The sequence below is a fragment of the Pseudomonas putida NBRC 14164 genome, assembly GCF_000412675.1.
Taxonomy (GTDB): Bacteria; Pseudomonadota; Gammaproteobacteria; order Pseudomonadales; family Pseudomonadaceae; genus Aquipseudomonas; species Aquipseudomonas putida.
On sequence record NC_021505.1, the window covers coordinates 4,408,245 to 4,424,901 of the forward strand.

Consider the following 16,657-nt stretch of genomic DNA (forward strand, 5'->3'; position numbering starts at 1 on the left):
AAATCAGCGGGTACCCGGCAGTTGCAGCCAGTGAGCCAGCAACGCTTCGAGCAGCAGGGCGCGGTTGAGGTTGGCCTTGCCCAGCACTTTCTGGCGCTGCTCCAGGATCCAGGCCTGCACCTCCAGCACCTTGGCCTGGCGGCTCTTCTGCGCCAGGTATTGCACCACCTTGCGCATATCAGCCAAGCCTAACCCCTCCTCGTCCTGGGTCAACTGGTAGCGCAGGATCAGATGCGACCAATCGCAGAACCAGTCGAACAGCAACAGCAGTGGCACGCCGTTCCAGGCATCGGCCAACTGGCTGGGCGATTGCTGCTGCTTGATCAGCTTCTTCACCCCGTCAGTAACCAGCGCACGTTGCTCGCGCACACCTTGTGCCTGCAGGCTGACCGCCATCAATGGCGAACCGGCGGCCAGCGTCAGCAGCTCGTCGCGCTCGGCCTCGTCACTGTCAGGCAACGCACCGGCCAGCCAGGCCTGGCTCTGGGCCAGGCTTGGCTGCGGGCACGCCACCTGCTGGCAGCGGCTCTTGATGGTCGGCAACAAGCGGCTGGGCTGGTGCGTGACCAACAGCAGCACCGTATCGCCAGATGGCTCTTCGAGGCTTTTGAGCAGCGCGTTGGAGGCGTTGACGTTCATCGCCTCGACAGGCTCGATCAGCACCACCTTGCGCCCGCCCAATTGCGCGGTTTGCACCACGAACGCCACCAGCTCGCGCACCTGGTCGACCTTGATCGGCTTGTCGGCCTCTTCAGGCTCGAGCACAAAGTTGTCCGGGTGGCTACCGGCCTTTAGCAACAGGCAGGACTTGCACCCGCCGCAGGCATCCAGCCCTTGGGGCTGCTGGCACAGCAGGCGGGCCATCAGGCGCTCGGCCATGGCCCGCTTGCCGATACCCTGCGGCCCGTGCAGCAGGTAGGCGTGCGCGTGCTGGCTGCGGCCGGCCAGCTGCTGCCAGAGGGCCTGCTGCCAGGGGTAGGCGTCAGCCACGGCAACGCTCCACAATCGCCGGCAGCAGCGCATCGATGGCGCGCTGCACGGCTTCCAGCGTTTGCGCGGCATCGAGCAGGCTGTAGCGCTGCGGCTCGCGCTGGGCGCGCTGCAGGTATGCCTGGCGCACCGCTTCGAAAAACGCCTGGCCTTCTTGCTCGAAACGGTCCAGGCGGCCGCGGGCGGCAGCACGGGCCAAGCCCACTTCCACTGGCAGGTCGAAGACCAAGGTCAGGTCCGGGCGCAGGTCACCCTGGACAAATTGCTCCAGAGTAGCGATGCGCTCGACCGACAAACCGCGCCCACCGCCCTGATAGGCATAGGTGGCGTCGGTGAAGCGGTCACACAGCACCACGGCGCCGCGGGCCAGTGCCGGGCGGATTACCTGCGCGAGGTGTTGCGCGCGCGCCGCGAACACAAGCAACAGCTCGGTGTCGGCCGCCATGCTTTCATCGGTGGGGGCCAGCAGCAGCTCGCGCACTTTTTCGGCCAGCGGCGTACCACCGGGCTCACGGGTCAGCACTACATCCAGGCCCTGCTCGCGCAAGCGCGCAGCAAGGTAATCGCGGTTGGTGCTCTTGCCCGCGCCTTCGGGGCCTTCCAGCGTAATAAACAAGCCGCTCACAGGCAGTCCTTAATGTTGTTCGTCAGGCGTCGGCCGTTCGGCCGCTTGCGCACCACCAGCAGGGGCATCCTGCGCAGGCGGCGCTTCGGGTGCTGGCTGTGCAGCCGGCTCGTCAGTTGCAGGCACCTGGGGCTGGGCGTCGTCAGTACCCGGCTGTGCCTCTTGCTGCGGCGCAGGGCTGGAGCGGTAGTCGGTACGACGTTTGAGCTGGAACTCGCGCACCGCCGAATTATGGTCGTCGAGGTCGTCGGAGAACACATGGCTGCCATCGCCGCGGGCGACGAAGTACAGGCTGGTGCCATCGGACGGGTTGAGCGCCGCGTGAATCGCTTCGCGGCCGACCATGGCAATCGGGGTGGGCGGTAGCCCTGTCATGGTATAGGTGTTGTAGGGCGTCGGTTCGCGCAGGTCGGCGCGGGTAATCCTGCCGTTGTAACGCTCACCCATGCCGTAGATCACCGTCGGGTCGGTCTGCAGCATCATGCCCAGGCGCAGGCGCCGTACAAATACGCCGGCAATCTGCCCACGCTCCTGCGGGATACCGGTTTCCTTTTCCACCAGCGAGGCCATGATCAGCGCCTGGTACGGGTCGCGATACGGCAGGTCGGTGGTGCGCTCGGCCCACTCCTTTGCCAGCACTTCGTCCAGGCGCATGTAGGCCTGCTGCAGCAACTCGACATCGCTCATGCCACGCACGAAGCGGTAGGTGTCCGGGAAGAAGCGCCCTTCGGGGAACACGCCGGTATGGCCGAGCTTGTCCATCACTTCGGAATCCGACAGGCCGTCCAGGGTGTGCTTGATCTTTTCATGCCTGGCCACAGCCGAGCGCACCTGACGGAAGGTCCAGCCTTCGACCAGAGTGAGGTTGTACTGCACCACATCGGCCCGGCGCCATGCGTCGAACAACTGTTCGACCGTCATGCCAGGGGTGAGGCGGTATTCGCCGGTGTGCAGGGCGGTGCCAGCCATGTTGAAGCGCCAGTACAAGCGCAACCAGACAGCATCGTCGAGCAACCCTTCTTGTTGCATGCGGTAGAACATGCGGTTGGGGTTGGTGCCATTGGGCACGTCGAGCAGGCGCTCCTGCGTCACGTGCAGGGGCTGCTCCAGGACCGAGTTGACCTTCCAGGCCGACCAGCCAAGCGCCAGCCCGGCAAGGATCAAGCCCATTTCCAGCAGTAGCAGGAATTTACGTCTCACGAATTCAGGTTTCCAGTAACGTACGGGCAACGGCCTGCAGTTTACGGGTGAGCGGGCCAGGCGACCAGTTTAGCGCGGCTACGCCCCGCACGGGCCAGATGCCGTAAACGCTATTGCAAACAAATACTTCATCTGCCTGCTCCAGCGCGTCAAACGACAGGTCAGCGACCTGCGCCGGGATGCCCAGCACCGCGGCCTGTTCCAGCAATGCAGCACGCATCACCCCGGCCACACCACAACGGCTGAGGTCGGCAGTGAACAGCACGCCATCGCGCACCAGGAACAGATTGCTGTACACCCCTTCGATCACCCTGCCCTGCCCGTCACGCATCAGGCCTTCGGCATGCTCGCTGTCCTGCCATTCGGCACGGGCCAGCACCTGCTCCAGCCGGTTGAGGTGTTTGAGGCCGGCCAGCAGCGGTTGTTCCCCAAGCCGGGTCTGGCAAGGAAACAAGCGCACGCCGTGCTCGGCATGCTCCACAGGATAGCTGGGTAACGGGCTGCCCTGCAGGATTCGCCGTGGCACGGCACCGGCAACCGGCGCATAGCCACGCTGGCTGTCACCACGGGTAAGGATGAGTTTGGCTACACCTTCACCGAGCTGGCTGGCATAGCGCAGGAGCTCGTCGCGCACCAGCGCCATGTCGGCACTGATCGCCAAGCGCTGACAACCCAGCGCCAGGCGTGCGAGGTGGCCGTCCAGCAAGCTGGGCTGGCCACCGCGCACGGCAATGGTCTCGAACAGGCCATCGCCGTAGGCCAGGCCGCGGTTCTGCAGGTTGACTGCAACCGAGGGCTGGCCATCGACCCAGCTGTGCATCAACCGGCGAACCGGCGGAACACCAGCGAGCCGTTGGTGCCGCCAAAGCCGAACGAGTTGGACAACACCACGTCGATCGGCATGCTGCGCGCCTGGTGCGGCACGAAGTCGAGGTCGCAACCTTCGTCCGGTTCGTCCAGGTTGATGGTGGGCGGGGCCATCTGGCTGTTGATCGCCAGCACACTGAAGATCGCTTCCACCGCGCCTGCGGCGCCCAGCAGGTGGCCGGTCATCGACTTGGTCGAACTGACAGCCAGCTTGTAGGCATGCTCGCCGAACACGCGCTTGATCGCGGCCACCTCGGCCACGTCGCCCGCAGGGGTCGAGGTACCGTGGGCGTTGATGTAGCTGACCTCTTCCGGCTGGATACCGGCATCGCGCAAGGCGTTGGCCATGCAGCGGGCAGCGCCCTCGCCGGTGTCGGGTGGCGAAGTCATGTGGTAGGCGTCGCCGCTCATGCCAAAGCCAACCAGCTCGGCATAGATGGTCGCACCACGGGCCTTGGCGTGCTCCAGCTCTTCGAGCACCAGGGCACCGGCACCGTCGGACAATACAAAGCCGTCACGGCCCTTGTCCCATGGGCGGCTGGCCCGGCTTGGCTCGTCGTTGCGGGTAGACAGCGCACGCGAGGCACCGAAGCCGCCCATGCCCAGGCCACAGGCAGCCATCTCCGCGCCACCTGCAATCATCACGTCAGCTTCACCGTAGGCGATATTGCGCGCGGCCATGCCGATGCAATGGGTGCCAGTGGTGCACGCAGTGGCAATGGCGTAGTTCGGCCCCTGCAGGCCCAGGTGGATCGACAGGAACCCGGAGATCATGTTGATGATCGAGCCCGGCACAAAGAACGGGGAAATGCGACGCGGCCCCGAATCGTGCAGCGTACGGCTGGTTTCCTCGATGTTGGTAAGGCCGCCGATCCCCGAGCCCATGGCCACGCCAATGCGCTCACGGTTGGCGTCGGTGACCTCCAGGCCGGCATTACGCACCGCCTGGAAACCGGCCGCCAGGCCGTACTGGATGAACAGGTCAAGCTTGCGGGCCTCTTTGGCCGACAGGTATTGCTCGACCTCGAAGCCTTTCACCGAGCCGCCAAAACGGGTGGAGTAGGCAGACAGGTCCGTGTGTTCGATCGGACCAATGCCACTGCGGCCAGCCAGAATGCCCTGCCAGGTGCTCGGTACATCGGTACCCAGTGGCGACAGCATACCCATACCGGTGACCACGACGCGTCTACGCGACACAGTACTCTCCTTTTCTAATAACAGAGTCTCTTGCGATTACATTCAAGCGCAGGAATGGAATGGCAACAGGCTCTTGGTGCGCGGTCAGCGAAGCCGGCTCGCCCCAAAGCAGCGTGTTCGCAAAGAAAAAACCGCACGCCGGCAAAGGCAGTGCGGTTTTTCTCGTCAAGAAGCGACGACTACAGTGTCTTAGGCCTTGTGGCTGTTGACGTAGTCGATAGCTGCTTGAACGGTAGTGATTTTCTCGGCTTCTTCGTCAGGGATTTCGGTCTCGAATTCCTCTTCCAGAGCCATCACCAGCTCAACGGTGTCAAGCGAATCGGCACCCAGGTCATCGACGAAGGACTTCTCGTTGGTCACTTCCTCTTCCTTCACGCCCAGTTGCTCGGCGACGATTTTCTTGACGCGTTCTTCGATGTTGCTCATACCTAGGTTTACTCCTAATGGATATATGTCAGGCAGCTGGCCGGTGGCCAATTTTATAGAAAGACGTTCGCTTTTCAAGCTAAACGCACCTTCAAACCAGTCACCGCACCCGCCGCCTGGAATCTGGTTGCAGCTTTATAACGGATTTTAGGCTCGCAGTATGACTCTTTTTTTACGAAATCCGTCACATTGAGTTGCAGTGTTACATGTACATCCCGCCGTTGACCGGCACGGTAGCGCCGGTCACGTAGGCCGCACCGTCGGACGCCAGGAACGAAACCACCTTGGCGATTTCATCAGCCTGGCCCAGGCGGCCCAGCGGAATCTGGGTTTGCAGGGCTTCACGCTGCGCTTCTGGCAGTTCGCGGGTCATGTCGGTGTCGATGAAGCCCGGAGTCACCGAGTTTACGGTGATGCCACGCGAGCCCACTTCACGCGCGAGGGCGCGGCTGAAGCCTTCCAGGCCAGCCTTGGCGGCGGCGTAGTTGGCCTGGCCAGCGTTACCCATTGCACCGACGACCGAGCCGATGCTGATGATACGACCCCAACGTGCCTTGGTCATGCCACGCAGCACGCCCTTGGACAGACGGTAGAGGCTGTTCAGGTTCGTGTCGATCACGTCGAACCACTCGTCGTCCTTCATGCGCAGCATGAGGTTGTCGCGAGTGATACCGGCGTTGTTGACCAGGATGGCCGGCGCGCCAAACTGTTCGGCGATGGCACCCAGAACAGCTTCAACGGATTCGGCGCTGGTCACGTTCAGCTCCATGCCGGTGCCGGTGATACCGTGCTCTTTCAGGGTGGCAGCAATGCGCTCGGCGCCGGAGGCCGAAGTGGCGGTACCGATCACGGTCGCGCCCTGGCGGCCCAGCTCGAGGGCGATGGCCTGGCCAATGCCACGGCTGGCGCCGGTGACCAGTGCAACTTTACCTTGCAGGCTCATGCAAGCTTCTCCAAATCAGGCCAGTGCCGCGCGGGTGGCGGCAACGGCGTCAGGGGTATTGAGGTTGTAGGTGGTCACGCCGTCGGCGCAACGCTTGTTCAGGCCAGCCAGGACCTTGCCCGGGCCGCACTCGACCAGGTTGACTGCACCGTTGGCAGCCAGGGTCTGCACGCACTCGACCCAACGCACAGGCTGGTACAGCTGGGCCAGCAGGTCATGCTTGAGGGCATCGAGGTCGGCGGCAATGGCAGCGGTGACGTTCTGCACCACCGGAATTTGCGGCGCCTTCCATTCGATGGCATTGACCGATTCGGCAAAGCGCTCGGCGGCCGGCTTCATCAGGGCACAGTGCGACGGCACGCTGACCGCCAGCGGCAGGGCGCGCTTGGCACCTTTGGCCTTGCACAGCTCCATGGCCCGATCTACCGCAGCCTTGTTACCTGCGATGACCACCTGGCCTGGCGAGTTGAAGTTGACGGCGCTGACCACTTGGTCTTCTGCCGCTTCGGCGCAAATTTCTACCACCACGGCGTCGTCCAGGCCAAGGATTGCAGCCATGGCACCGTGACCTGCAGGCACGGCCTCCTGCATCAACTGACCACGGCGCTCGACCAGGCGAACGGCGTCTTTCAGGCTGATGCTTTCAGCGGCAACCAAGGCACTGTATTCACCCAGACTATGACCGGAGACGAAGGCTGGCGCGGCGCCGCCTTCCGCCAGCCACAAGCGCCACAGCGCGATGGACGCGGTGAGGATGGCCGGCTGGGTCTTGTCGGTCTGGTTGAGTTGCTCTTCCGGGCCTTCCTGGATCAGCTTCCACAGGTCGTAACCGAGTGCGTCGGAAGCTTCCTTGAAGGTTTCGATGATCACTGGCTTCTCGGCGCCGAGCTCGGCGAGCATGCCCAGCGACTGGGAACCTTGACCGGGAAAGACAAATGCGAGGGATGCAGACATTGAACAAGCCCTTATGATCTTGTCGTCGGATAGGGTGCGCCAGGCCGCAGGCCAGGCGCGGAATCTGAAAACTTGGATGGAAACGCAGACCAAGCGGTCACATTTAAGCACTTCATCGCCGAAATGCCTAAGGCAACAGGTCTTCAAGGCGGCCATGCAGGCGCTGCGGCAGGTTTTCCTGAATTTCGATCAACGCCCGCTGGATGGCGCTCTGGAAGCCCTGCACGCCTGCCGAGCCATGGCTCTTGATGACGATACCCTGCAACCCCAGAAAGCTCGCACCGTTGTGCCGCGCCGGCGCCAGGTCGGCCTGCAGGCGCTTGAGCAGCGGCATGGCCACGGCCCCGGCAACGCGAGCAAATGCACCGCCCTTGAACAGCTTTTCGATGCGTGCACCGATCATCGTTGCCAGACCCTCGCTGGATTTAAGCAGGATGTTGCCGACAAAACCGTCGCACACCACCACGTCCGCCTCCCCTCTGTACAGGCCATCCCCTTCGACGAAACCGACGTAGTTAAGGCCGCGAGCGTTCTGCAACAGCGTGGCCGCCAGCTTGACCTGCTGGTTGCCCTTGATGTCCTCGGTACCGATGTTCAGCAATGCCACACGCGGCCGATGCACACCCAGGGCCTGGGCGGCCACCGAGCCCATCACCGCGAACTGATAGAGGTTCTCGGCGCTGCAATCGACATTGGCACCCAGGTCCAGCAGCTGGCAGTAACCCGCCTGGGTCGGGATCGCCGCCACCATGGCTGGCCGATCGATACCCGGCAAGGTTTTGAGCACGAAGCGTGACAGCGCCATCAGCGCCCCGGTATTGCCGGCACTGACGCAGGCCTGGGCCTTGCCGTCACGCACCAGTTCGAGGGCGATGCGCATCGACGAGTCCGGCTTGCCGCGTAGCGCCTGGGAGGGCCGCTCGTCCATACCGATCACCTCACTGGCGGCGACAATCTGCAGGCGCGCGCGATCCGCAGCTGCAAGGCCGCTGACAAGATCTTCTAGGAGGGAGGGTTGACCGACGAGGGTCAGGTGCAGCGAGGGGGTAGCCGAAAGGCAGGCAATGCTAGCCTGGACAATGCTGCGGGGACCGAAGTCCCCGCCCATTGCGTCGATCGCGATGATCTGAGCGGACAAGGATTACTCGTCAGCGCCCTTATCGATCACTTTACGACCACGGTATACGCCTTCTGGCGAAACGTGGTGGCGCAGGTGAATTTCACCGGTGGTTTTCTCTACCGACAGCGCGTTTTCCGACAGGGCGTCGTGCGAACGGCGCATGTCACGGGCAGAGCGGGATTTTTTGTTCTGCTGAACAGCCATAATTGATTAACTCCTAAACGTTTGGGTCACGCTTTAACTGCGCCAAAACACTGAACGGGTTGGACCGCGATACCTCGTCCTTGCTCGATTCGGGCTCGTCTGCGCCCGCCGGCTGCTGGCATTCTTCCGGATGGTGAGCAGGCACGATTGGCAAGGCGAGCAGAAGCTCCTCCTCGACCAATGCCTGCAGATCCAAAGGATCTTCGCCCAGTTCCAGCACGTCATAGCCTTTCGGCAACGACTGGGTATTCGCACCCTCCTTCACCACAGCGTATGTACATTCGCTGTAGATCGGCAGGGTGACCAGCTCAAGACAACGCTGGCAAACCATCTTGACCTCGACGTTCAGCTCGGTGTGGATAACCACCACGTGCTGTTCATCTCGTTCAAAATCGAACTTCGCCTGCACCGTACCGACATTGTCGGAAAGCGGGTCGCAGAGTCTTTCCAAATCAGCGAGTTGCAGCGAACCGTTAAGGGTTACGCCACGATCGGCTAATTTGCGCGGGTCAACGTGAGGTGGAATCGGGTCATTCAACATAGGCGCAGCATTCTAGGGATGCCCCCCGTCCCTGTCAAAGGAAATTCGGCGGCATCGTGCGTGATAGGATTGGTTCAACCGAAACGGAGTCTACCATGCTTCCTTTGTTACTGGCTTCCAGCTCTGCCTATCGCCGCGAACTGCTGACACGCCTGCGCCTGCCCTTCACTTGGGCAAGCCCCGATATAGACGAACAGCGACGGGATGACGAGCCCGCCGTGGAACTGGTGCGCCGGCTGGCCAGGCAAAAGGCCGAAGCTTTGGCGGGCAGCCATCCCGCGCACCTGATTATCGGTTCGGACCAGGTTGCAGTACTGGGCGAACAGGTGCTGGGCAAACCACACACGTTCGAGCGGGCTTGCGAGCAACTGCTGGAGTGCAGCGGGCAGCAGGTGAGCTTTCTGACCGGATTGGCATTGCTCAATAGCGCGACCGGGCACTGCCAGGTGGACTGCGTGCCGTTTACGGTGACGCTGCGCGAATTGAGCCGGGAGCGGGTGGAGCGCTATGTGACGGCGGAACAGCCACTGGATTGCGCAGGAAGCTTCAAGGCAGAGGGCTTGGGGGTGAGTTTGTTCCAGAGCACCCACGGGTGCGATTCGACCAGCCTGATCGGGCTGCCGTTGATTCGACTGGTGGATATGTTGACCCGGGAGGGGGTGGTTGTCCCTTGAGCCTGGCTTGAGATTTTCTGCGCCTGGGAGACCGAGCGCCGCCCGCGCGGCGCTTCGCGGGCGGCGCTCGGTCTCACAGGCGCCGCAAAATGCACGCCGAACTCAACGCAACTGCGGCCCCTGGAACCCCATCCACATCGCCAGGTGCTCAGCCACACTGGCCCCCACGCGCTTGGAGAAGCGATCGAACGGCGACTCCTGCACAGTGAAGTCCACCAGCTCCTTCTCGCCTACAATTTCACGCGCCACGTAGCTGGCACTGCCCAGCCCATCCACCAGCCCCAGCGCCTTGGCCTGCTCGCCCGACCAGATAAGGCCACTGAACAACTCCGGGTGGTCCTTATCCTTCAGGCGCTCGCCGCGCCCTTGCTTGACCATGGCGATGAACTGGTTGTGCGTGGTGTCCAGCACCCCCTGCCAGAACCGGGTTTCTTCTGGCTTTTCAGGGGAGAACGGATCAAGGAAGGCCTTGTGCTCACCCGAGGTGTAGGCACGCCGCTCCACGCCCAGCTTCTCCATGGTGCCGACAAAGCCGTAACCAGCCGCCGTCACGCCAATCGAGCCCACCAGGCTAGCCTTGTCGGCATAGATCTCGTCCGCCGCACTGGCAATGTAATAGGCACCGGAAGCACCAAGATCAGCAATTACCGCATACAGCTTGATGGCCGGATACTCGGCGCGCAGGCGGCGGATTTCGTCATACACGTAACCCGCCTGCACCGGGCTGCCGCCCGGGCTGTTGATGCGCATGACCACGGCCTTGGTCTTGCTGTCCTTGAACGCGTCGCGCAGGCTCTTGACGATGTTGTCGGCGCTGGCGCCTTCCTGGTCGGCAATCACCCCGCGTACCTCGACCAGCGCGGTATGGCTGGCACTGCGCGATGCCGCCTTGTCCATGTCCATCAGTGGCGTGAACAATGCCAGGAAGCCGAAGAGGTAGATGAAAGTCAGCAGCTTGAAGAAGATCCCCCAGCGCCGCGCCCGGCGCTGCTCCTGCACACTGGCCAGCAAGGTCTTTTCCAGCAGTTGCCAACTCTTGCGCTCTTCGCGCCCTTCGCGCTCCTCGGGTGCGGCCTCGGGGGCTTTCCATTCGTCTGCCATGCTTACCTACCTTGGAAGTGGAATTGCGGAACCGCCCAGCCACTCACGCAGCTGGGAAAAGTGATCGATGCACACCTGCGGACCAAACTCGGCCAGCGCCTGCAGCGACATGGCACCATAGCCCACCGCCACCGAATGCATGCCGGCATTGCTGGCCATCTGCAGGTCGAATGCCGAGTCCCCGACCATCAGCGCACGCCCCGGTTCGACGCCGCAATGGCCGAGAATTTCCTCGAGCATCAGCGGATGCGGCTTGCCGCGGGTTTCGTCAGCAGCGCGAGTGATGTCAAAGAACGCCTCCCAGCCATTGGCCTTGAGTACCCGATCCAGCCCACGACGCGCCTTGCCGGTCGCCACCGCCAGGCGGTAACCCTCGGCACGGAAGGCATCCAGCGACTCGACCACGCCCTCGAACAGCGGCGAAGGCTGCTGGTCCAGCGCCATGTAGATGTCGGCATAGTGCTGACGAAAGCGCTCGACCTGCTCAGGCGCCAGGTGCGGGTACAGCGTATGGATCGCCTCACCCAGGGCCAGACCGATGATGCCCTTGACCGCGCCGTCGCTGCTGGGCGCCTCGCCGGCACGCTCGGCGGCGGCATTCATGGCCTCGACAATACGCCCGATGGAATCGGCCAGGGTACCGTCCCAGTCGAAGATCAGTAGCTCATAGCCTTTATTCATGGGTCAGGACGCACTCAGACGTTCAATGGTTTTCGCCCAGACTTCATCCACAGGCGCTTCAAGCTTCAGCTCACCACCGTCCGGCAGCGGCACGGTCAGCGCATAGGCATGCAGGAACAGGCGCTTGCCCCCCAAATCACGAATTTCGCGACTGAAGTCTTCGTCACCGTATTTGCTGTCACCGGCAATCATGTGCCCGGCATGCAGGGTGTGCACGCGGATCTGGTGGGTACGCCCAGTGATCGGACGGGCCTCGACAATGGTGGCGAACTCGCCAAAGCGGCGCAGCACGCGGAACAGGGTCAACGCTTCCTTGCCCTCCTCGTTCACTTCGACCATGCGCTCGCCGGAGCGCAGGTTGCTCTTGAGCAACGGAGCGTTTACCTGCTTCTTCGAGGTCGGCCAGTGGCCGCGCACCAGCGCCATGTAGCGCTTGTCGACACCATCGCCACGCAGGGCGGCATGCAGGTGGCGCAGCATGCTGCGCTTCTTGGCGATCATCAGCAGGCCGGAGGTGTCGCGGTCCAGGCGGTGTACCAGCTCCAGCTCCTTGGCGTCCGGGCGCAGCTGGCGCAGCGCTTCGATCACGCCAAAGCTCAGGCCGCTGCCGCCATGCACGGCGATGCCGGACGGCTTGTTCATCACGATAAGCGCCTTGTCTTCGTAGACAATGGCCGCCTCAAGGCGTTGCAGCAAGCCCTGGGCCACCGGCGCCGGCTCGTCACGCTCCGGCAGGCGGACGGGCGGTACCCGCACGATATCGCCGGCCTGGATCTTGTACTCAGGCTTTACCCGACCTTTGTTCACCCGCACTTCACCCTTGCGCAGGATGCGGTAGACCAAAGTCTTGGGCACGCCCTTGAGGGCCGTGATGAGGAAATTGTCGATGCGTTGGCCGGCAAGCTCCGGCGCGACTTCGATCAGCTGAACGCCGGAAGTCGGAGGGGTATTGGTCGTCATTGCGGGATCATAACAATTTTTTATGGAATTGAAGCACTTAATCATTGCTGCTATAGTCGCGAACGCCGCCAAAAGCGGCAGGCCAGCGGCACCAGGCTTTCAGCCGGCCCTGACCAACGCAATTCTCCAGGACGCGAGGCCGTCCTACGGGGTTTTCGCCAGTTTACCGAATTGCCTGGAATCGCCACCAGCGCTGTGTAGAGAAGAGCGAAAAAAAACGACAAGCGCGGTGTTTCACCTGCTTACCCGATTCTTTTCGCAGTACCTCTGCCCGCGAGTCGCTTCCACGCAACGCACGGCGAATGCTTCGGAAATACCTGCCTTGGACATCAATGGCGCCAGTGCAGTACCTGCAGTGGCGAAAAATGCAACCCGTTGCGGATTCAGCGCGCGGCAGCACCCGAATTATCAGGGATACGTGCAGGGTGGAGATGCACAGCCCTCGGACCGTGTAGCACCGCGTCCGGCCACCAGCCACTGACGGCTGGCGAGCGGATAAGGTCCTGAACAGATGCCCCCGGGCGTCCACGGCTGAAGGTTGATTCCTCCTCCTGACTGAGTGCACAAGGCCCGCTTGGTTGATTCGATATCCATTCGAAGCCACCGGGGCCTTGTTGGCACCGCAGCAAACAGGACGCGTCGTCGCGACAACGGCAGGCTGGGCAACCGGCTGGTGCCGAACGTCGCTCGACACGGGGGTGGCCCGGCCACCCTTTGCGCACCTTGGCACCGACCATGAGACGTCGTGTGTGCCGAACGCCGTTTCCGGCAGCCCGGAAACCGACGGTACAACATGAAAAGAATGCTGATTAACGCAACTCAACCCGAAGAGTTGCGTGTAGCCCTGGTGGACGGCCAACGCCTCTACGACCTGGACATCGAGTCCGGCGCACGTGAGCAGAAAAAGGCCAACATCTACAAAGGCAAGATCACCCGCATCGAACCCAGCCTCGAAGCCGCCTTCGTCGACTTCGGTTCCGAACGTCACGGCTTCCTGCCGCTGAAAGAAATCTCCCGCGAATACTTCAAGAAAGCCCCCGAAGGCCGGGTGAACATCAAGGAAGTGCTCAGCGAAGGCCAGGAAGTCATCGTCCAGGTCGAGAAGGAAGAGCGCGGCAACAAAGGCGCCGCCCTCACCACCTTCATCAGCCTGGCTGGCCGCTACCTGGTGCTGATGCCCAACAACCCGCGTGCTGGCGGCATCTCCCGCCGCATCGAAGGCGAAGAGCGCAACGAACTGCGCGAAGCCCTGAACGGCCTGACCGTGCCGGGCGACATGGGCCTGATCGTGCGCACTGCCGGCCTTGGCCGCAGCAGCGAAGAAATGCAGTGGGACCTCGACTACCTGCTGCAGCTGTGGACCGCCATCAAGGAAGCATCCCTGGACCGCGCCGCGCCATTCCTGATCTACCAGGAAAGCAACGTCATCATCCGCGCCATCCGCGACTACCTGCGCCAGGACATCGGTGAAGTGCTGATCGACAGCATCGACGCCCAGGAAGAGGCCCTGACCTTCATCCGCCAGGTGATGCCGCAGTACGCCAGCAAGGTGAAACTGTACGAAGACAGCGTACCGCTGTTCAACCGCTTCCAGATCGAAAGCCAGATCGAAACCGCCTTCCAGCGCGTGGTCGACCTGCCGTCCGGTGGTTCGATCGTGATCGACCCGACCGAAGCCCTGGTGTCTATCGACATCAACTCGGCGCGCGCCACCAAAGGCAGCGATATCGAAGAAACCGCCCTGCAGACCAACCTGGAAGCGGCGGAGGAAATCGCCCGCCAGCTGCGCCTGCGTGACATCGGCGGCCTGATCGTGATCGACTTCATCGACATGACCCCGGCGAAAAACCAGCGCGCCGTTGAAGAACGCGTGCGCGAATGCCTGGAAGCGGACCGTGCCCGCGTGCAGGTTGGCCGCATCTCGCGCTTCGGCCTGCTGGAAATGTCCCGTCAGCGCCTGCGCCCATCGCTGGGCGAAAGCAGCGGCATCGTCTGCCCACGCTGCTCCGGCACCGGCATCATCCGTGACGTGGAGTCGCTGTCGCTGGCCATCCTGCGCCTGATCGAAGAAGAAGCCCTGAAGGACCGCACTGCCGAAGTCCGTGCACAAGTGCCAATCCCGGTGGCCGCGTTCCTGCTCAACGAGAAGCGCAACTCGATCACCAAGATCGAACTGCGCACCCGTGCGCGCATCATCATCCTGCCGAACGATCACCTGGAAACTCCGCACTTCGAAGTCCAGCGCCTGCGCGACGACAACCCGGAAGTGCTGAACAACCAGTCCAGCTACGAGATCGCCACCACCGAAGCCGAAGAGGCACCGCAGCAGACCGCCACCCGCACCCTGGTTCGCCAGGAAGCAGCGGTCAAGACCGCCCCGGCCCGCACCAACGCGCCGGTACCGGTTGCTGAAGAGCCTCAGGCTGTTGCCCCGGCCGCCCCGGCCCCGAGCGCCCCGGAGCCAAGCCTGTTCAAAGGCCTGGTGAAGTCGCTGGTCAGCCTGTTCGCCGGCAAGGACGAACCTGCAGCTGCTGCACCTGTCGTCGCCGAGAAACCGGCCGCCGAGCGCAGCCCGCGCAACGAGGAGCGCCGCAACGGCCGTCAACAGAGCCGCAACCGCAACGGCCGCCGCGACGAAGAGCGCAAGCCGCGTGAAGAGCGTGCCGAGCGCGCCCCGCGCGAAGAGCGCCAGCCACGCGAGGAGCGTGCACCGCGCGAAGAGCGTGCACCACGCGAAGAACGCGCCCCACGCGAAGAGCGTGCACCACGCCAGCCACGCGAAGACCGCCGCAGCAACCGCGGCGAAGAGCGCGTGCGCGAACTGCGTGAGCCGCTGGATGCCACCCCGCCAGCCGAACGCGAAGAGCGCCAGCCACGTGAAGAGCGTGTAGCCCGTGAAGAACGCGCCCCACGTGAAGAGCGTGCACCTCGCGAAGAACGTGCTCCGCGTGAAGAGCGCGCACCTCGCGAAGAACGTGCTCCGCGTGAAGAGCGTGCTCCTCGCGAAGAACGTGCTCCGCGTGAAGAGCGCGCACCTCGCGAAGAACGTGCGCCACGCGAAGAACGCGCCCCGCGCCCACCACGCGAAGAGCGCCAGCCACGCGTAGCCGAAGAAGCGGCCGAGCAGGCTGCCGAACTGGCCGAAGAGCAACTGCCGAACGAAGAGCTGCTGCAAGACGAACAGGAAGGCACCGATGGCGAGCGTCCGCGCCGCCGCTCCCGTGGCCAGCGTCGTCGCAGCAACCGTCGTGAGCGCCAGCGCAACGCCAATGGCGAGCTGATCGACGGTGGCGAAGAGGAAGAAGGCAGCGAAGAGCAGCCACAACAGCACCAGGCCACCGAGCTGGGTGCCGAACTGGCCGCCGGCCTGGCAGTGACTGCCGCTGTTGCCAGCAGCAACATCAGCGCCGACGCCGAAGCCCAGGCCAACCAGCAGGCCGAACTGGCCACCGCCGAAATCGCTGCCGCAGCAGAGACCGACAACAGCCACGCCGCTCAGCCGGTCGAGAAGGCTGAAAAGGTCGAGCCGGTTGAAGCCGTCGCCAAGGCTGAAGACGTTGCCGTAGCCCCAGTGGTGGAGCAGCCTGTCAGCGAGCCGGTTGTCGTGGCCGAGGTCACTGCCGAGCCGGTAGTCGAAGTCGCTCCGCAACACCTGGTTGAAGAAGCGCCTGCTGCCGAACCGGTAATCGTCGCCGAAGCCCCTGTTGAAACGCCTGCTGTCGAAGCGGGCGAAATCGAAAAAGCTCCGGCCGTGGTTGAAACCGCTCCGGTTGCCGAGCAGCCTGCACCGGTTGTCGAAGCCCAGCCAGAAGTAGTCGCAGAGCCTGCACCTGTGGTCGTCGAGCCTGCCCCGGTAGAGGCAGAAGCTGCCACCGTCATGCTGGCCAACGGCCGTGCGCCGAACGACCCGCGTGAAGTGCGCCGCCGCAAGCGTGAGGCCGAGGCCGCCGCCAAAGCCGCGCAGGAAGCTGCTGCAGCGACCGAGGAGCCAGCCCTGGAAGCCGCCGATGAGCACAAGCCTCATCACAGTTGATAGCCAAGGCTGAATGAAAAAGCCCCGCCAGTGCGAACTGGCGGGGCTTTTTCTTGTGTTCGTCGCTACTGCCGCATTGCCTATGAGATCGAGCGCCGCGCGGGCGGCGCTCGATTTCTGCCACCCCGCAATTCCAAAGCC

General features: G+C 63.2%; 16 protein-coding genes. 2 read left to right on the plus strand and 14 right to left on the minus strand.

The features are described from left to right. Positions 1-3: 3 nt before the first annotated feature. The 11 genes from PP4_RS19475 to PP4_RS28190 all read right to left on the minus strand — a co-directional run bounded on the left by PP4_RS19475 (position 4) and on the right by PP4_RS28190 (position 9,067). Complete coding sequence (locus PP4_RS19475) at positions 4-990, minus strand: DNA polymerase III subunit delta' (protein ID WP_016500888.1); 987 nt, start codon at positions 988-990, stop codon at positions 4-6. Further along, positions 983-1,615: a dTMP kinase gene (gene tmk / locus PP4_RS19480; RefSeq protein ID WP_016500889.1), complete on the minus strand. Its 633-nt coding sequence runs from the start codon at positions 1,613-1,615 to the stop codon at positions 983-985. The genes PP4_RS19475 and tmk overlap by 8 nt, the downstream gene beginning before the upstream one ends. A 9-nt stretch (positions 1,616-1,624) precedes the next feature. Continuing rightward, the gene (gene mltG, locus PP4_RS19485; RefSeq protein ID WP_016500890.1) at positions 1,625-2,815 is read right to left on the minus strand and encodes an endolytic transglycosylase MltG; all 1,191 of its coding nucleotides are present in this window, start codon (positions 2,813-2,815) and stop codon (positions 1,625-1,627) included. Positions 2,816-2,819: 4 nt separating this feature from the next. Further along, the gene (gene pabC, locus PP4_RS19490) at positions 2,820-3,635 is read right to left on the minus strand and encodes an aminodeoxychorismate lyase (RefSeq protein ID WP_016500891.1); all 816 of its coding nucleotides are present in this window, start codon (positions 3,633-3,635) and stop codon (positions 2,820-2,822) included. Continuing rightward, a complete protein-coding gene (fabF, locus tag PP4_RS19495) occupies positions 3,635-4,879 on the minus strand; it encodes a beta-ketoacyl-ACP synthase II (protein ID WP_012271164.1) in 1,245 nt (414 codons plus the stop codon). The genes pabC and fabF overlap by 1 nt, the downstream gene beginning before the upstream one ends. Positions 4,880-5,068: 189 nt before the next feature. Continuing rightward, complete coding sequence (acpP, locus tag PP4_RS19500) at positions 5,069-5,305, minus strand: acyl carrier protein (RefSeq protein ID WP_016500892.1); 237 nt, start codon at positions 5,303-5,305, stop codon at positions 5,069-5,071. 202 nt (positions 5,306-5,507) lie between these two features. Further along, positions 5,508-6,248: a 3-oxoacyl-ACP reductase FabG gene (fabG, locus tag PP4_RS19505; RefSeq protein WP_016500893.1), complete on the minus strand. Its 741-nt coding sequence runs from the start codon at positions 6,246-6,248 to the stop codon at positions 5,508-5,510. Positions 6,249-6,263: 15 nt separating this feature from the next. Next, positions 6,264-7,202 (minus strand): ACP S-malonyltransferase, encoded by a 939-nt coding sequence (fabD, locus tag PP4_RS19510; RefSeq protein WP_016500894.1) that lies wholly within the window; start codon positions 7,200-7,202, stop codon positions 6,264-6,266. 127 nt (positions 7,203-7,329) lie between these two features. Further along, positions 7,330-8,340: a phosphate acyltransferase PlsX gene (gene plsX / locus PP4_RS19515; RefSeq protein WP_016500895.1), complete on the minus strand. Its 1,011-nt coding sequence runs from the start codon at positions 8,338-8,340 to the stop codon at positions 7,330-7,332. Between the two features lie 3 nt (positions 8,341-8,343). Continuing rightward, entirely contained in the window at positions 8,344-8,526 is a 183-nt protein-coding gene (gene rpmF / locus PP4_RS19520) for a 50S ribosomal protein L32 (RefSeq protein ID WP_016485486.1), read from the minus strand. A gap of 13 nt (positions 8,527-8,539) precedes the next feature. Next, a complete protein-coding gene (locus PP4_RS28190; RefSeq protein WP_016500896.1) occupies positions 8,540-9,067 on the minus strand; it encodes a YceD family protein in 528 nt (175 codons plus the stop codon). Between the two features lie 95 nt (positions 9,068-9,162). Here PP4_RS28190 and PP4_RS19530 point away from each other — a divergent pair, with 95 nt between their 5' ends. Next, complete coding sequence (locus PP4_RS19530; RefSeq protein ID WP_016500897.1) at positions 9,163-9,741, plus strand: Maf family protein; 579 nt, start codon at positions 9,163-9,165, stop codon at positions 9,739-9,741. Between the two features lie 102 nt (positions 9,742-9,843). Here the strand turns inward: PP4_RS19530 and PP4_RS19535 are convergent, their stop codons facing one another. Genes PP4_RS19535 through rluC form a run of 3 tightly spaced genes read right to left on the minus strand, consistent with a single transcriptional unit; the run spans position 9,844 to position 12,483 of the window. Next, positions 9,844-10,842: a S49 family peptidase gene (locus PP4_RS19535; RefSeq protein ID WP_016500898.1), complete on the minus strand. Its 999-nt coding sequence runs from the start codon at positions 10,840-10,842 to the stop codon at positions 9,844-9,846. 6 nt (positions 10,843-10,848) lie between these two features. Next, a complete protein-coding gene (locus PP4_RS19540) occupies positions 10,849-11,523 on the minus strand; it encodes an HAD family hydrolase (protein WP_016500899.1) in 675 nt (224 codons plus the stop codon). 3 nt (positions 11,524-11,526) lie between these two features. Continuing rightward, positions 11,527-12,483, minus strand: a complete 957-nt coding sequence (gene rluC, locus PP4_RS19545) for a 23S rRNA pseudouridine(955/2504/2580) synthase RluC (protein ID WP_016500900.1) — start codon at positions 12,481-12,483, stop codon at positions 11,527-11,529. A gap of 793 nt (positions 12,484-13,276) precedes the next feature. Between rluC and rne the strand changes: the two genes are divergently transcribed. Next, complete coding sequence (gene rne / locus PP4_RS19550) at positions 13,277-16,516, plus strand: ribonuclease E (protein ID WP_041167828.1); 3,240 nt, start codon at positions 13,277-13,279, stop codon at positions 16,514-16,516. The last annotated feature ends 141 nt before the right edge of the window (positions 16,517-16,657 follow it).

Excerpts from the sequence above, each read along its gene's own strand:
- pabC (WP_016500891.1), bottom strand. The coding sequence starts at position 3,635 with ATGCACAGCTGGGTCGATGGCCAGCCCTCGGTTGCAGTCAACCTGCAG.
- acpP (WP_016500892.1), bottom strand. The coding sequence starts at position 5,305 with ATGAGCAACATCGAAGAACGCGTCAAGAAAATCGTCGCCGAGCAACTG.
- fabG (WP_016500893.1), bottom strand. The coding sequence starts at position 6,248 with ATGAGCCTGCAAGGTAAAGTTGCACTGGTCACCGGCGCCAGCCGTGGC.
- fabD (WP_016500894.1), bottom strand. The coding sequence starts at position 7,202 with ATGTCTGCATCCCTCGCATTTGTCTTTCCCGGTCAAGGTTCCCAGTCG.
- rpmF (WP_016485486.1), bottom strand. The coding sequence starts at position 8,526 with ATGGCTGTTCAGCAGAACAAAAAATCCCGCTCTGCCCGTGACATGCGC.
- PP4_RS28190 (WP_016500896.1), bottom strand. The coding sequence starts at position 9,067 with ATGTTGAATGACCCGATTCCACCTCACGTTGACCCGCGCAAATTAGCC.
- PP4_RS19530 (WP_016500897.1), top strand. The coding sequence starts at position 9,163 with ATGCTTCCTTTGTTACTGGCTTCCAGCTCTGCCTATCGCCGCGAACTG.
- PP4_RS19535 (WP_016500898.1), bottom strand. The coding sequence starts at position 10,842 with ATGGCAGACGAATGGAAAGCCCCCGAGGCCGCACCCGAGGAGCGCGAA.
- PP4_RS19540 (WP_016500899.1), bottom strand. The coding sequence starts at position 11,523 with ATGAATAAAGGCTATGAGCTACTGATCTTCGACTGGGACGGTACCCTG.
- rluC (WP_016500900.1), bottom strand. The coding sequence starts at position 12,483 with ATGACGACCAATACCCCTCCGACTTCCGGCGTTCAGCTGATCGAAGTC.
- rne (WP_041167828.1), top strand. The coding sequence starts at position 13,277 with ATGAAAAGAATGCTGATTAACGCAACTCAACCCGAAGAGTTGCGTGTA.